Genomic DNA, 13,083 nt, shown 5'->3' on the forward strand with positions numbered 1-13,083 from the left:
CTGCGAAATTAAAATGCCGGAGCAGGCAGAACTATGATCTAGATCAAAAACGGCACATGGATTCAATCAAAATCCAGAAAACTATCAGTAAGCTGCTTCCATTGTATTTTTGCAACCCCCATCATTCCGTTTATAGCAGTAGCAATATTTCGGATGACATCCGGAAACTTCACGTTCCAGTTGGGTTTTTCCATTTCGTCTATATACGGCTGCTTTTAAATATTATCCTTACTTAGGAAAGCAAGGATAATGCTGAATATTAAGGAATTTACCAATTAGCTTTAGGCGGTCTTTTAGTTGTTGTCAATTATCTGCGAACCGCTTTACTATCAATTGTATTTTGTGATTCACCTTTTTGCATGCTATTCGCTTTTGAAGCTATTGGTGATATTTTTATTTGTGGGTTGAGTGCATTACTGGTGTTCATAAACTTTTCCAGATTAGGTTTACCAGTTTTTAAATTATTAGCTTCACTATTATTGGCCTGATGATTTTCACCTCCTATTGCTTTTTCTTTCTGGTTTGCAAAATCAGGCTGATCATTTGTTGTTTGTTTGTCTGTCAAAGCCTGGTTATTTCGCATTTTTCTCTTAGCCAGCAACTTACTTGAGTTCAGAACAAAAACAGGCTTACTATCTTCTGGTTTTAATTGCTCGCTTGCGCCAGATGTAGCAGGTATATCAGCAGTAGGTATAAAATTTGATTTTGATTCTTGAACACTGGTATCTTTAGGCTTTATATTATACTTTTGTATTGTAGAATCTAAAAATTCTCGATGTTTGTTGATAAAATCTTTGTTCATCCCATTTTCACCAATAAGTTCTCCCAAAAAACAATCTTCAGTTCTTGTTTTGTCTTCTTTAAAAACATTTATATTTTCAGCTGTATCATCTAAGAAAACGCTGAATACCTGATCATTCTCTTTTCGGATCTCATCTTCCATTTTACCTATCAATTTGTTCTTATCGATAGCCATCTGCTCCTTCTTAGTAGCACTAACTGTTAATATTGGAATATTCTCCAGATTTTTAAATCCATTTTGTTGATATAAATATTTTATAACTTTTGGATAGGCAGATGCTGTCAGTACATAAAAATCAACTCCCTTTGCTTTAAAGTCTCCCACCAATTCATCAAGCTCTTTACCCGCAAAAAATTCAAATGTGTTTTTAGATGCAGGGTGACTTTCTTTGTATTGTTCAAATGCTTTCTCAATGGCCTGCTTACCAAGCATTCCTATTTCCTCTGATTCATTAGTAAGCTGACCATAGATTTCCCAATTCATAGTGCTATCTATATAATTGCGAATAGCACTATGAACATGCCCATCAAATTGAGTGTAATCAAAATCAATAAATTCTTGTAATCTCATTATTTATTTTTTTTAAAAATTCTGTAATCTTTTGCAGAGGCCCTGAATACAATGGTAGAATGGCCTTTATTCTTGCAGTGTTAAGTCATTTTTTTTACCCAAACACATCTTCTCTCCTGACCCACTCTGCTTATTGCCTTTGCAAAAGCAGGAACAGCTGACAACGCTAAAATTTTATCAATGCTTCCCCAGCAACAGGGACCGGAATCATGCTCCAGATGTTTTCATCCCTTCTTAAAAAAGGAAAAATCAAAGCACTTTTAAAATAGTTACTTTTGTCAGATGATGTACTGAAAACGTTACAAATCTATAAAAACAGCCATGAGAACAAATAATGAAATTCGTAAACATTTAACTACAGAATGTAAATATATAACTGATGGTGCTGCAATAATTGTAGTGTCAGGAAAACGAATCCTACTGCCAGCAGGGAAATTGATGCAAACTCTTTTTTTGAAATCCGGAATAGAGGTATTTCAGGCTGCATCAAATAATATGGGAGGAAGGACAACATAAAAAATCATTTCCGGGCTCTTATCAATAGAGGGAACGATCCCGATAAGAATTGATATAAGCCCTGCAACGACCAGTAGTAATATTGGAAGAGCCAGCTTTATTTTGTCTTTTACGGAAATAATAATCATTAAAATGATGGATACCTATATAATCTTTTCACGTTCTGTCACAGCATGATAATGTCCTGCGAAATTAAAATGCCGGAGCAGACAGAACGATGATCGGGATCAAAAACGGCACATGGATTCAATCAAAATCCAGAAAACTATCAGTAAGCTGCTTCCACTGTATTTTTGCAATCCCCATCATTCCGCCTATAGCAGTAGCAAGATTTCTGATGACATCCGGAAACTTCGCGTTCCAGTTGGGTCTTTCATTTCGTCCGTATACCGCTGCTTTTAAATAAGCAATATTTCTGGATATCATAAAGGTTGAGCTGGCTGCAGAACTGTAAAAATGAGCAATGTGACGGTTTTTCTTATTTTGGGGATCTACTGATGGCCTGCAGGTGATCGATATACTTTCAGAAAAACTGTCCTGATAGAAGCAAATATCTGTTATTTCTACCCAATCGTACCCTTTAGCCTCAGGATCTCCCGGACCCGGAATATCAATGCGGATAAAATCTCCTTTTTGAGGTTCGCGATCCACAGGACTACCATCAAAATCATATAATTTAAATGCAGCGAAAGCTTTCCCGGTATAATTTTCCCAATTATTAACTGAAAAGAACCTTTCTTTTAACAGGTTAAACTTTTCCGGAATCAGGTCCTGATCAAATACTTTTCTGCTTTCCGTATCATGGAAGCCACCGAATTTTTGTGCAGGAACTCCTTTAAATATCTTTGGACTCATACGATAGGTTTTGATCCAAAGTAGTACAAAAAACTTTCAGAATTTTATGAGTAGAATCACAAAATAGTTAAACGTTTGTTTAATTATTGACTGTACAATTTGGTATTTCGATAATAATTCACTTTTTTAGATTTCTTTATTTTGCTTAAAAAACATGCGTACAATTCTTCAGATGGCGAATTATATTTATCAGGAGAGGTTTTTATATTGCTGATTTCGGAATCTTAAAGAAAACAGGGAAGATTTATGAAATAATTATTCGTAGGAAAAATCAATAATTTTAAAAAAAAATAAGCATATGGTGTTTTGCATAACATGATTTTTGTTTATATTTGTGAATCGAAATAATTTTTTTTCATCATTTGTGTTTTTTTAAGGTCTCCATCCGTGGAGACCTTTTTATTTTCAATAATATCATAATTGAATATTGACTATTGAAGTGGAAAAATGGCCAAAATGTGAAATATTTTCTTTTTTAATTCGGTTAATTGCTTTTCTTTAAAGGAATGTATGAAGTTTTATAATGTTAATAACTCTCCTTTTTTAATAATTTTAGTCTGCTTTTATACAAATTAAAAACCTATTGAATGGTTTTAATAAAATCAGTCGGCCTGAATTTCATCACAGAATAAAAACTTCTGGTATAAGCCTGAACACTCTTGTACCCTACTTCATAAGCTGTTTCTGAAACCGTAAGATTCCCGGAGCTTAAATATTCAAGACTTTTGATGATCCGAAGCATTTGCTGATATTTGCTTAGGGTGAGACCTGTTTCTTTTTTGAAAATACGTTCCAGAGTACGGAAAGATAGCAGGGCTTCATCACTGAGATCTTCCATTGTAATCTCCTGCCGGTAATGACTGTGGAGATGTTCTATGACCTTAGCAAGGCGTTTATCTTTAGGAAGACTGATATGAAGAGTCAGAGAATGTTCTACAAATCGTGGAAGTTCGTTGAACAATGCTTTCAGAAACAGGCTCTCATGATGATCCGGAGTCATCAGTTTAGACCATTTTTCTGCATATTTTATCATTTCCTTCAGTACAGGAGGAACAGAAAATACATTCACTTCGTGATAAAAAGGTTCTTGTGTACTGATCTCCGCAAACATAATCATCAGCTTGATCTTTTCAGAATGAGAATCGGTTTTATGGACGGCATTGGGAGGAATCCATACCGCATGATTCTGAGGAAGGAGATAGATTTTTTCTTCAATCGTAATATACTGGAAACCACTTTCCACGTACACGAGCTGTCCCTTCTGATGGTGATGCAGAACATTATCGTGCACCCAGTTTTCTTCAAACCATACAAAATAAGGCTTTTTAAGTTCATCTATTTTGATACTGTCGTTGGTGTTCATGTCGTTTCAGGTTAAAACTTTGGCAAAATTAAACAAAATTACTGTGTTAATTTTGTACAAAAGTTTTATTATGATGAAGAATGAAGTAAAAAAGAATGCTTCGTATGTTTTATTAATCATTAATGTTCTGGTAGTTGTCCTCATTTCCAGCAATCTCCGCTCACCGATTGTGGCGGTTGCTCCCGTTCTCGGAGAAGTACGGGATGCTTTGAAACTGGATAATTTTCAGGTGAGTTTACTTACTTCTATTCCGCTGTTTATGTTTGCCGCCTGTTCTGTATTGGTAAGCAGATTTTCCAATAAGTTCGGAATCAGCAAACTTCTGATATATTCTCTGATTATTTTAAGCTTCGGGCTATTTTTAAGGATCAGTGGTTCCCTGTGGCTTTTGTTTTTAGGCTCTCTATTTATTGGTTTAGGAATATGCATCGGAAATGTGGTTACTCCGGGATATGTTAAGAATAATTTTCCGAAGCAGATAGGTCTTATGACAGGAATTTTTGCTGTATCAATGAATCTTACGGCAGCTTTAGCTTCCGGGTTCAGTGTAAAAATTGGAGAACTGACAGGTTTTGGATGGAAAGGATCTCTGGGAATATGGCTGGTGATTGCTGCATTGGGTTTCCTTGTTTTATCATTGGAATTCATATTTAACAAAAGAAATCCGGCTCCACCTAAAACAGCACTCAGTACATCAGATTTTAATATGTTCAAATCTGCACAGGCATGGAATATCAGTATTTTTATGGGACTGCAGTCTTTATTTTATTATTGCCTGGTAGCATGGCTTCCCTCCTTTCTTGCTGACTTTCATATGCAGGGAGAAAGCTCCGGCTGGGTGTTCTTTGTGATTCAGATTACCATGATTCCTGTGACATTCTGTTGTCCGATTATTGCCAGTAAAATGAAAGACCAGAGACTTATGATCCTTTTCATATGTACTTTGATGTTTGGAAGTACCATGATGTTTGTCTTCCTGAAATCACAGTGGATTTATGTGAATGCAGTAATTATTGGTATCTCTAATGGATTGTCTTTCAGCTTGTCAATTCTTTTCTTTTCCACAAGAACGAAAAACAGTATCAATGCGGTTAAAATATCAGGAATGGCTCAGTCTGTGGGATATCTGATTGCTGCGTTCGGGCCACCGCTGTTTGGAAAACTACATGACTGGGATATTTCCTGGAACAGTTCATTCTATTTATTAAGCTGTGCTGTATTGCTGATGCTGTATTTTGGAATGAAAGCGGCAAGAAATAAGTTTGTTGAGGATTAGGATGGTCAAAGGTCAGGTCACACGTCTTTTATTGCTGGATGCTACCCATTCTTCTTTTTGGCATTTGGGGCAGCGTCCGGCATTACCTGCTTTTTTATGTTCAGTATACCCACAGAATATACAAGAGTAATGTCCCTCCTCGTGAAGGTGTTGCAGCGGATAATTTAATGAGCCTGGCATAATAGGAAGCCCGTATCTGACAGATTCATCTTCGAAAAAGAATACACTGATTTCTCCTGATATTTCTTCTATAGCCATTTCAACCTGCCCAAGCTGAGAAACCCCTTTGAGCCTCAACTCTGCAAAGAATTCGTCACTCCCAAGATTTTCTTTTTGAAAGTTTTTGATGGAGAATTCACCACTTTCTATCAGACAGATGGACTTTCCTTCCACCAGATTTTCAAATTTTTTACTTTTGCCGATAAAATACGTCACAATAGAATAAAGGAGAATAATAACAATAAAAACAATAAGGGATGAAATGATTCCGACATCCTTATTAAACATAGGATCTCCTGCTGCCGATCCCAGGCCAATAATGACGACCAGCTCAAAGATTGAGAGCTGTTTTACTCCTCTTTTTCCCAAAATTCTAAGCCCGATGATTATAGCCAGAAACATAATCATGGTACGAAGAATGATCTCTAAAAGAAAAGACCATTCTTCATGCCCCAATAATAATTCTTTCCAATCAAGATGTAAGAGAAAAACTGACAGCATACACATTATTTATCAGGGAATATTCAAAAAATAAGCCAGAACTCCTGCTATTTATTTCATAGATATTTCAGGCTTACCTCTTCACCGTCATCAAGTATAAAACATCTTTCCGCTAATCCGTTTTCAAGGATCTTTTTCTGAATAAATTTTCTGTCTTCCCTACAGTGGCTCAGGGCTTCCAGATGCGTTACCCAAACAGTGGCTTCCGGAGCAGATTCACATACTTTTATGATATCTTCACTGGTCATAATTATAGGATCTCCTACGGAAAAAGTTGCCGCTCCACCCGCTACAATGATGTGTTGTGGCTGATGTTTTTCAATTTCTGCAACAATTTCATCATACCAGATCGTGTCTCCTGCGATGTATACGGATTTATTGTCTTTTTTAAAGACAAAACCATTCACGATTCCCATTTTCTCTCCGATTTCCCCGGTTCCGTGCCGGCCTTTGGTTTTGGATATCTCAATAGTATTCCATTGAAGATGATCCTTCAGAACAATGATATTGGTGAAGCCTTGTTCTGCAATCTGTCCTGAAATAACATCGGAACAGATGAGCGGAATATTCTTGTCAAGGAGTTCAATGGCAGCATCATCCCAATGATCAGGATGAAGGTGGGTTACGGCAACGGCGTCTACTCTTTCTAACTTTTTATTTAATTCTTCTTTGTCAAAAGGCAGGTCTACGAGAGGATTGAGTAATTCGCTGTCTGTCATGGGCATTTTTCCCCTGAAACCTTTGTCACCGAGCATCGGATCTATCAGGATAGAAATTCCATCAATATTCAGTACTAATGTTGCATTGCGCCATAATTGTAATTTCATTTTGGGTATTTTTATTTAACAAATGTATTACCTAATAACAGCAAAACAATCGAAGGTTACCAAAAAGTTAACCACAAATATTCAACTGTGTTATGAATTTTGAAGAATTTAAAAACTGCGGATTAAGACGAAGCCTGGATATTCTTTCAGGGAAATGGAAACCATTGATTCTGCACAACCTTTTTGAAGATGACCAGGTCCGCTTTGCGGAACTTTGGCGTACTATGCCCCGTGTTTCTAAGAAAGTACTGTCAGAGCAATTGAAACAGTTGGAAGAAGATCATATTATTGAAAGGATTGAAGTTTACAATTTCCCACCGGAAGTGTATTATAAACTGACTGAAAAAGGCCGGAAGCTGGGCCCTATCCTTTTGGAATTGCATTCATGGGGAAATGAATTGGGATAAAATTATTTTTAAATATTTTATGTATTGTTGAAAATTACAGTATAATTTTAAGGATATAAAACTAATAACAATCTTTACAAATGAAACGAATCATTATTTTGATTTCCTGTGCATCAGGTGCATGGGTAACGGCACAGATAGCGCCTCCACCAACGATTCAAAGATCTAACACCATATCCCGCGGACTCACTGTCAATTCAAGAAAAGGGACATTAATTGAAAAGAAAATCACCAATTTAGGTAAGTTTAAAAATCTGAATATTCAAAAAATTGTAACGAAAGATGTTTCCGACAATTCTTCGGATACTCTTCTGGGAATCATGTATGAATATGAAACCTTTGATGAAATCTCAAAAAAGACACTCACCATTGATAAAAATGAATTTTGGAAAACTGATTCAGGCTCTTCAGACTGTAGAACAGAAAGAAAACGAAAAGGCTGGCCAGGAAACCAGATATAAGTTTGTAACGATGAGTAATATTGAATTCGGAAGTGTTTATCGTGAAAAACTTTCTTCATGGATTCATTATATAAAAATTCCTTCCAATCATTTTAATCAGAACTTACTGGAATTCAACAAAGATGAATTAAAAGAATTGATAACTATTTTGAAGAAAGCAGAACAGGAAATTTAAAAAATACAGACAGTGGCATTCAACATAAAAACCTTATAGGTTCTGGAAACCTATAAGGTATATTAAAAAAATTAAAAATAATTATTACCGGAACAGATCGTTTATTCTCTAAACTGATCCAGAACCTCCGTAATATTCTGATAGACAAAATCCAATTCTTCTGATGTAATACAATATGGAGGAACCAGATAGACTACATTTCCCAACGGCCTCATGATAATCCCTCTCTGTAAGAATTCATTGTAAAGCTTCTTCCCTATTTCATTGAAATAAGAAGTATCATTCCCGGTTTTAAAATCGAACGCTAAAATAGTTCCGATCTGACGTACCTTTTCTACATGAGGATGCAAAGCAAGTGCTTTCACAAACTCTGAATGCTGATGAGTGATGCGGTTGATATTCATTTGAGTTTCATTTGTCAATAGTAATTCCATACTGGCAAGAGCCGCTGTACAGGCTAAAGGATTGGCTGTAAACGAATGCCCGTGAAATAAGGTTTTATAACGGTCTTCAGAAAGGAAAGCCTCATAAATCTCATTGGAGCAGGTTGTAATTCCCATAGGCATCGTTCCTCCTGTCAATCCTTTTGAAAAACACATAATATCCGGCTTTTCCGTAAGATAATCTGCAGCGAAAAGCTTACCTGTTCTTCCAAATCCTGTAAAAACTTCATCCTGAATCATAAGAACGCCTTCTTCCCTACAGAATTTCATCAGCTGAGTAAGGTCTTCAGCTCTATACATCAACATTCCGGCAGCTCCCTGAACTAATGGCTCATAGATAAAACAAGCCACTTCATCAGCTAATTCTTTAATCAGTTTCTGCAGGCTTTCCAGATTTTCTGCATTGGGTGTATCTATAAAAACAACTTCAAACAGCATGCTTTCAAAAGGTCTTGTCCAGAAGCTTTTTCCGCTTACAGACATTGCTCCGAAAGTGTCTCCATGATAAGCATTTTTAAAAGCTAAAATCTTTGTCTTCTTTTTCTCTCGATTGTATGCATATTGAATACACATTTTCAAAGCAACTTCTACTGCGGTAGAACCATTATCCGAATAAAAGACCTTTTCCTGGCCAGCCGGAAGAAGTTTCAGTAAATTTTCTGAAAGCTGTACCGCAGGTTCATGGGTAAATCCGGCGAAAATCACCTGTTCCAGTGTATTCAACTGTTCAAAAACACGTTGTGCAATATAAGGATGAGAATGCCCATGTAACGTTACCCACCATGATGAAACAACATCCAGATATTTTTTTCCTTCGTTATCATACAGGTAAATTCCTTTTCCTTGTACAATGGGAATGGCATCATCAGCTGTTTTCATCTGCGTGTACGGATGCCAGTTGACCGCTTTATCTCTCTCCTGCAGGCTGATTTCTTTTATTATTGTATTCATATTTTGATGTAAAAAGTAATGAGTGATAAAGGTGGATTTAACAATAATTTAGTTGAATATGTTGGCGAAAATGTTGGATTAATCGCAAAGGCGCAAAGTTTTATCATAGATTGCGAATATTTTAAGGCGCAAGAAAATCAAAGATTTTCAGCAAAGAATGTGTTTAATTTTATCGGAGATAAAATCCTTGCGCCTTAAAATATTACTTACTACAAAAGATTTTGCGTCTTTGCGTTTTCCAACTTGTAGAGCAGTTTATAAAAATTCAAAAACCAATTTTATAATAAGCGCTATAATACCAATAATCCAACTCATCACTCATTATTTATCATTTATAATTCATAATTATCTAACAGCATGTTTCTTTTTTCATCATAGGTTTCAGTCCTAAAGTCTGAAGCATCTGCATATCTTCTGAAACTCCCGGATTAGGTGTTACCAATAAGGTTTCTCTTTCTCCTGTAAAAATGGAATTGGCACCTGCCATAAAGCACCACGCCTGCTCTGGTTCAGACATTTCAATACGTCCGGCACTTAATCTTACCATAGAAGACGGCATTACAATTCTGGCTGTAGCAATCATTCTTACCATTTCCCACGTGTCAACTTTTTCGTTATCTTCTAATGGTGTTCCTGCTACTCTCGCTAAGGCATTGATAGGAACGGATTCCGGATGTTTTGGCATTGTTGCCAACGTTAAAAGCATAGAAATTCTGTCTCTATGCGTTTCTCCAAGACCGATAATTCCTCCGGAACAAACGGTGATTCCTGCTTTTCTTACGTTATTGATGGTATTGATCCTATTGTCAAAAGTTCTGGTAGAGATGATCTCTTCATAATACTGTTCGGAAGTATCAAGATTATGATTGTAAGCATATAATCCAGCTTCTTGCAGTCTGATTGCCTGTTCTTCGGTAAGCATTCCCAGCGTGCAGCAAACTTCCAGACCAAGATCATTGACTCCTTTTACCATATCGATTACCCTGTCAAAATCACGGTTATTACGTACTTCACGCCATGCTGCTGCCATACAGAACCTTGAAGATCCCGAATCTTTTGCTTTTTGAGCGTGAGCAATTACAGTTTCTGTAGGTAACAAAGCCTGTACTTTTATATTGGTGTGATAACGGGCTGCCTGTCCGCAGTATGAACAATCCTCAGGACATCCGCCCGTTTTGATGGATAATAAAGTGGAAATCTGTACTTCAGAAGGATCATGCCATTCACGATGTACGGTGGCTGCCTTATAGATCAGTTCCATGAGTGGAAGGTGATAAATTTCCTCAATTTCTTCTTTCGTCCAATTGTTTCTCAATGTTGTTTTTGTATCCATTATCCTATTTTTGTTATTGTTAATTGCTTTGCAGCAAGTTGTATAGATTCCTTATCTGTGTTTTTGATTTCGGGAATCTTTATAATTTTTGTTTCTTTTTCGATAAAACTGCAGATCACTCTTTCTGTGTCTTCCGGAAAATCTCCGTTAAGAATTAAATATTCCAGCTGAATTTCTCTCTGTCGTAGCGCGATGATTGATAATAAACTATGATTAATACATCCTAAATAATTTCTGACGACCAATGCTGCCGGAAGGTTTAATTCCTCAATAAGATCGATCATGAAAGTGGTGTCTGAAATGGGTACCATAAGTCCTCCGGCTCCTTCTACAATCAGTGGATTTTCTGTAAAGGGTAATTGAAAATCATTCAGATTGATGGTAATATTTTCTTCTCTTGCAGACTGATGTGGTGATGCAGCCAGCTGTAAACGGTAAGTTTCCGGATGACAGACATTTGTATCAGTCCATGCTTCAATTTTATGACTGTCTGTATAATGAAGATCTCCGGATTGTATGGGTTTCCAGTATTCTGTTTTAAAATGCTGAACCAAAACAGCTGAGCATACTGTTTTTCCTATTTCGGTTCCTATTCCTGTTATAAATAATTTCATGTTTTTCGTGATGCGGGGTTCGGGATTCGTGAAAGTTTTAAATAAATTCTTTAATAATTCCTGTCAGTTTTATAATTTCTTCTTCAGTATTAAAGCTGTGAAGGCATATTCTTAAGCGTTCACTTCCTTCTTTTACTGTAGGGCTGTAGATGGCATAGGTTAAAAGTCCTTCTCCGGATAAAATGTTTTGTAATTCTTTCAGTTTTTGATTGTCAGGGATCACAATAGCCTGAACCGGACTGTTTTCTGCTGATGGAGTCTTTAATTTTCTGCTGCGAAAAACTTTGATGTTATTCTGAAGTTTTTCAGCCAGTTCATGGTTTTGATCTAAAAATTCATATCCTGTTTTGATACTCATCCACTGGAAATCCTGTGTTGATGTAGTATAAATAAATGGGCTTGCAAAATTGATCAGGTAAGATTTCACTGTTTCATTGCAAAGAATAGCTGCTCCATGAGCCCCAAGAGCTTTTCCATAGGTCACCACAGCTGCTAAAACATGGTTCTGTACCTTTAATTTTTCAATTAATCCATATCCAAAAACGCCGAATGCGTGAGCTTCATCTACAATCAAAGAGGCTTTATATGTACTGGCAATCGATGCTATTTCCTGAAGAGGAGCAAAATCTCCTTCCATGGAATAAAGACTTTCTATCGCGATATAACAATGTCCTTTCTGTCTTTTTAAAATATTTTCAAGATCTTCGATATCATTGTGTTTGAATTTAAGTTTTTTAGCATTGGATAGTTTGCAGCCATCATGTACTGAACGATGGATCTGCTCATCCACAATCACAGTATCATGGCGGTTGGGAATCGTAGAAAACAAAGCCAGATTTGCATTATATCCGGACGGAAAAAGCAATGCAGACTCAAACTGATGTTTTTGGGCAATATCCTTTTCCACAGAAACAGCCATATCACTGTTCCCGCTAATCAATCTTGAACCTGTACTTCCGGAAAGCAATTGAGGGCTATTGATAACCTTTTCCAGCAGTAAATGTTGAAGTTCTTTACTTTTTGCCAATCCCAGATAATCATTGGAATAAAAATCAATTCCATCTGATTGAAGTTTTAAACATCTTAACGTTCCCTCCTCTTTTCTTTGGTCAAGAGATTCCTGAAAATGAGGGCTATGGCTAAGCATAATTCAACTGTGCAACTTCCTGGGTAATGGCATTGATCCACTCTTCATGCAATTCCTTTTCTATGGTCAGAATTTGGTCTGCATGGTTTTTCCAGTCTGGTGAAAATTCATTAAGCTGATGAATCATTTCTTCCAGATGCCCTTCTTCTTCCAGAATAATAGATTTCACCATGATTTTAGAAGAAGCTTCAGTAAGCGCCTCCTGATAGACCGGATAAAGCTCATCTGCACGAACTTCAATCGCATACGTTACAAAAAGGTAAGCGGCATATTTAATATCTGTTTTGTCAAGATTGAAAGCCTTCTGAAGATAACGACAGGCTTTAATATCCAACGAATGAAGATATTGGCTTGTGGCGATAGGCGCCAGAAGTTCTGTGCTTTCGTAAGTTTTGCAGAGCTCAGGGTTTATTTTGCCAATTTGTTTTTTTAAATAATAAGCGTGGCGGTGTTCCTCAGCAGCATGTTTCAGCTGGATCTGAGAAACCAGAGTTGGATGTTCACATTTTGATATTTTTCTTGCACCGGCATTTTCCATAAAAGAAAGTGTGTTCAGCCATTTGGCGTGGGTACTTCCTTCCTGTACAATTTTTTTTAACAGATGATGAAATTCCATAGATTTT

General features: G+C 36.6%; 17 protein-coding genes. 6 read left to right on the forward strand and 11 right to left on the reverse strand.

Annotated elements, in window-relative coordinates:
• Positions 1–62: 62 nt before the first annotated feature.
• A complete protein-coding gene (locus RAH34_RS07800) occupies positions 63–194 on the reverse strand; it encodes a hypothetical protein (protein WP_306595742.1) in 132 nt (43 codons plus the stop codon).
• Positions 195–307: 113 nt separating this feature from the next.
• Complete coding sequence (locus tag RAH34_RS07805) at positions 308–1,372, reverse strand: hypothetical protein (protein WP_306595743.1); 1,065 nt, start codon at positions 1,370–1,372, stop codon at positions 308–310.
• Positions 1,373–1,693: 321 nt separating this feature from the next.
• Between RAH34_RS07805 and RAH34_RS07810 the strand changes: the two genes are divergently transcribed.
• The gene (locus RAH34_RS07810) at positions 1,694–1,888 is read left to right on the forward strand and encodes a hypothetical protein (RefSeq protein WP_306595744.1); all 195 of its coding nucleotides are present in this window, start codon (positions 1,694–1,696) and stop codon (positions 1,886–1,888) included.
• A gap of 246 nt (positions 1,889–2,134) precedes the next feature.
• Here RAH34_RS07810 and RAH34_RS07815 read toward each other — a convergent pair whose 3' ends face one another.
• A complete protein-coding gene (locus RAH34_RS07815) occupies positions 2,135–2,743 on the reverse strand; it encodes a hypothetical protein (protein WP_114820178.1) in 609 nt (202 codons plus the stop codon).
• 580 nt (positions 2,744–3,323) lie between these two features.
• On the reverse strand, positions 3,324–4,106 hold the full coding sequence (locus RAH34_RS07820; protein WP_306595745.1) for an AraC family transcriptional regulator: 783 nt from the start codon (positions 4,104–4,106) through the stop codon (positions 3,324–3,326).
• Positions 4,107–4,176: 70 nt separating this feature from the next.
• Here RAH34_RS07820 and RAH34_RS07825 point away from each other — a divergent pair, with 70 nt between their 5' ends.
• Positions 4,177–5,382 carry an MFS transporter gene (locus RAH34_RS07825; protein WP_306595746.1) on the forward strand — a complete coding sequence of 402 codons (1,206 nt, stop codon included), beginning with the start codon at positions 4,177–4,179 and terminating at the stop codon, positions 5,380–5,382.
• A gap of 12 nt (positions 5,383–5,394) precedes the next feature.
• Here the strand turns inward: RAH34_RS07825 and RAH34_RS07830 are convergent, their stop codons facing one another.
• Both RAH34_RS07830 and RAH34_RS07835 read right to left on the reverse strand, forming a co-directional pair.
• Positions 5,395–6,102: a DUF421 domain-containing protein gene (locus RAH34_RS07830; protein ID WP_114820176.1), complete on the reverse strand. Its 708-nt coding sequence runs from the start codon at positions 6,100–6,102 to the stop codon at positions 5,395–5,397.
• Positions 6,103–6,158: 56 nt separating this feature from the next.
• The gene (locus tag RAH34_RS07835; RefSeq protein ID WP_306595747.1) at positions 6,159–6,929 is read right to left on the reverse strand and encodes an MBL fold metallo-hydrolase; all 771 of its coding nucleotides are present in this window, start codon (positions 6,927–6,929) and stop codon (positions 6,159–6,161) included.
• A gap of 92 nt (positions 6,930–7,021) precedes the next feature.
• Here RAH34_RS07835 and RAH34_RS07840 point away from each other — a divergent pair, with 92 nt between their 5' ends.
• The 3 genes from RAH34_RS07840 to RAH34_RS07850 all read left to right on the forward strand — a co-directional run bounded on the left by RAH34_RS07840 (position 7,022) and on the right by RAH34_RS07850 (position 7,972).
• Positions 7,022–7,336, forward strand: a complete 315-nt coding sequence (locus RAH34_RS07840) for a helix-turn-helix domain-containing protein (protein ID WP_306595748.1) — start codon at positions 7,022–7,024, stop codon at positions 7,334–7,336.
• Positions 7,337–7,416: 80 nt separating this feature from the next.
• Entirely contained in the window at positions 7,417–7,797 is a 381-nt protein-coding gene (locus RAH34_RS07845; RefSeq protein ID WP_306595749.1) for a hypothetical protein, read from the forward strand.
• Positions 7,798–7,807: 10 nt separating this feature from the next.
• Positions 7,808–7,972 carry a hypothetical protein gene (locus RAH34_RS07850; RefSeq protein ID WP_306595750.1) on the forward strand — a complete coding sequence of 55 codons (165 nt, stop codon included), beginning with the start codon at positions 7,808–7,810 and terminating at the stop codon, positions 7,970–7,972.
• Positions 7,973–8,073: 101 nt separating this feature from the next.
• Here the strand turns inward: RAH34_RS07850 and bioA are convergent, their stop codons facing one another.
• Positions 8,074–9,366 carry an adenosylmethionine--8-amino-7-oxononanoate transaminase gene (gene bioA / locus RAH34_RS07855; protein ID WP_306595751.1) on the reverse strand — a complete coding sequence of 431 codons (1,293 nt, stop codon included), beginning with the start codon at positions 9,364–9,366 and terminating at the stop codon, positions 8,074–8,076.
• Positions 9,367–9,384: 18 nt separating this feature from the next.
• Between bioA and RAH34_RS07860 the strand changes: the two genes are divergently transcribed.
• Positions 9,385–9,564 carry a hypothetical protein gene (locus RAH34_RS07860; protein ID WP_306595752.1) on the forward strand — a complete coding sequence of 60 codons (180 nt, stop codon included), beginning with the start codon at positions 9,385–9,387 and terminating at the stop codon, positions 9,562–9,564.
• A gap of 151 nt (positions 9,565–9,715) precedes the next feature.
• Here the strand turns inward: RAH34_RS07860 and bioB are convergent, their stop codons facing one another.
• The 4 genes from bioB to RAH34_RS07880 are packed head-to-tail and all read right to left on the reverse strand — an operon-like array spanning position 9,716 to position 13,076.
• Positions 9,716–10,699: a biotin synthase BioB gene (gene bioB / locus RAH34_RS07865; RefSeq protein WP_306595753.1), complete on the reverse strand. Its 984-nt coding sequence runs from the start codon at positions 10,697–10,699 to the stop codon at positions 9,716–9,718.
• Positions 10,699–11,313: a dethiobiotin synthase gene (gene bioD / locus RAH34_RS07870; RefSeq protein ID WP_306595754.1), complete on the reverse strand. Its 615-nt coding sequence runs from the start codon at positions 11,311–11,313 to the stop codon at positions 10,699–10,701. Before bioD ends, bioB begins: the two co-directional genes overlap by 1 nt.
• A gap of 37 nt (positions 11,314–11,350) precedes the next feature.
• A complete protein-coding gene (locus RAH34_RS07875) occupies positions 11,351–12,460 on the reverse strand; it encodes a pyridoxal phosphate-dependent aminotransferase family protein (protein ID WP_306595755.1) in 1,110 nt (369 codons plus the stop codon).
• Positions 12,453–13,076 (reverse strand): hypothetical protein, encoded by a 624-nt coding sequence (locus tag RAH34_RS07880; RefSeq protein ID WP_306595756.1) that lies wholly within the window; start codon positions 13,074–13,076, stop codon positions 12,453–12,455. The genes RAH34_RS07875 and RAH34_RS07880 overlap by 8 nt, the downstream gene beginning before the upstream one ends.
• Between the last annotated feature and the right edge of the window lie 7 nt (positions 13,077–13,083).

The sequence above is a fragment of the Chryseobacterium sp. WLY505 genome, assembly GCF_030846215.1.
GTDB lineage: Bacteria > Bacteroidota > Bacteroidia > Flavobacteriales > Weeksellaceae > Chryseobacterium.

Bases quoted from the DNA above. Each gene is read 5' to 3' on its own strand.
- RAH34_RS07800 (WP_306595742.1), bottom strand. From the start codon at position 194: ATGGAAAAACCCAACTGGAACGTGAAGTTTCCGGATGTCATCCGAAAT.
- RAH34_RS07805 (WP_306595743.1), bottom strand. From the start codon at position 1,372: ATGAGATTACAAGAATTTATTGATTTTGATTACACTCAATTTGATGGG.
- RAH34_RS07810 (WP_306595744.1), top strand. From the start codon at position 1,694: ATGAGAACAAATAATGAAATTCGTAAACATTTAACTACAGAATGTAAA.
- RAH34_RS07815 (WP_114820178.1), bottom strand. From the start codon at position 2,743: ATGAGTCCAAAGATATTTAAAGGAGTTCCTGCACAAAAATTCGGTGGC.
- RAH34_RS07820 (WP_306595745.1), bottom strand. From the start codon at position 4,106: ATGAACACCAACGACAGTATCAAAATAGATGAACTTAAAAAGCCTTAT.
- RAH34_RS07825 (WP_306595746.1), top strand. From the start codon at position 4,177: ATGATGAAGAATGAAGTAAAAAAGAATGCTTCGTATGTTTTATTAATC.
- RAH34_RS07830 (WP_114820176.1), bottom strand. From the start codon at position 6,102: ATGCTGTCAGTTTTTCTCTTACATCTTGATTGGAAAGAATTATTATTG.
- RAH34_RS07835 (WP_306595747.1), bottom strand. From the start codon at position 6,929: ATGAAATTACAATTATGGCGCAATGCAACATTAGTACTGAATATTGAT.
- RAH34_RS07840 (WP_306595748.1), top strand. From the start codon at position 7,022: ATGAATTTTGAAGAATTTAAAAACTGCGGATTAAGACGAAGCCTGGAT.
- RAH34_RS07845 (WP_306595749.1), top strand. From the start codon at position 7,417: ATGAAACGAATCATTATTTTGATTTCCTGTGCATCAGGTGCATGGGTA.
- RAH34_RS07850 (WP_306595750.1), top strand. From the start codon at position 7,808: ATGAGTAATATTGAATTCGGAAGTGTTTATCGTGAAAAACTTTCTTCA.
- bioA (WP_306595751.1), bottom strand. From the start codon at position 9,366: ATGAATACAATAATAAAAGAAATCAGCCTGCAGGAGAGAGATAAAGCG.
- RAH34_RS07860 (WP_306595752.1), top strand. From the start codon at position 9,385: ATGAGTGATAAAGGTGGATTTAACAATAATTTAGTTGAATATGTTGGC.
- bioB (WP_306595753.1), bottom strand. From the start codon at position 10,699: ATGGATACAAAAACAACATTGAGAAACAATTGGACGAAAGAAGAAATT.
- bioD (WP_306595754.1), bottom strand. From the start codon at position 11,313: ATGAAATTATTTATAACAGGAATAGGAACCGAAATAGGAAAAACAGTA.
- RAH34_RS07875 (WP_306595755.1), bottom strand. From the start codon at position 12,460: ATGCTTAGCCATAGCCCTCATTTTCAGGAATCTCTTGACCAAAGAAAA.
- RAH34_RS07880 (WP_306595756.1), bottom strand. From the start codon at position 13,076: ATGGAATTTCATCATCTGTTAAAAAAAATTGTACAGGAAGGAAGTACC.